A 450-nucleotide genomic window follows, 5' to 3' on the forward strand; every position below is an offset into this window, starting at 1 on the left:
CCGCCTGCGTGTCCCGCGCGCTGGAGCGGCATGGGCGCATCGACGTGCTTTGCAACAATGCCGGCATGGCGAGTTCGAAGGGGAGCGCACTCGAGCAGGACCTCGCCGAATGGGACCGGGTGATGCAGGTCAACGTCTTCGGCGCGATGCTGTTCATGAAGCATGCCGGCGCGGCCATGGTCGAGGCCCGCCGCGGCGCGATCGTCAACACCGCTTCGGTGGCCGGGATCAGGGCTGGTGCGGGCGGCAATGCCTATAGTGCCTCGAAGGCTGCCGTCATCAGCATGACCCAGACGGCCGCCTGCGATTTTGGTGCCTATGGCGTTCGAGTGAACGCCGTCTGCCCCGGTCTGATCGAGACGGGAATGACCAGGCCGATCTTCGAGAAGGCACGTGAACTCGGGAAGGAGGATCGGCTGGGCGCGCGCTGCGAATTGCGCCGCTATGGCC

At 66.2% G+C, this 450-nt stretch carries 1 protein-coding gene; it reads left to right on the forward strand.

The genetic code is table 11. The features are described 5' to 3' along the window. A partial coding sequence (locus AB4Y92_RS25835) for an SDR family NAD(P)-dependent oxidoreductase (RefSeq protein WP_441822215.1) occupies positions 1-450 on the forward strand: 450 nt, incomplete at both ends.

This window comes from Lysobacter sp. TAB13 (assembly GCF_052113885.1).
GTDB classification, from domain to species: Bacteria; Pseudomonadota; Gammaproteobacteria; order Xanthomonadales; family Xanthomonadaceae; genus Lysobacter; species Lysobacter gummosus.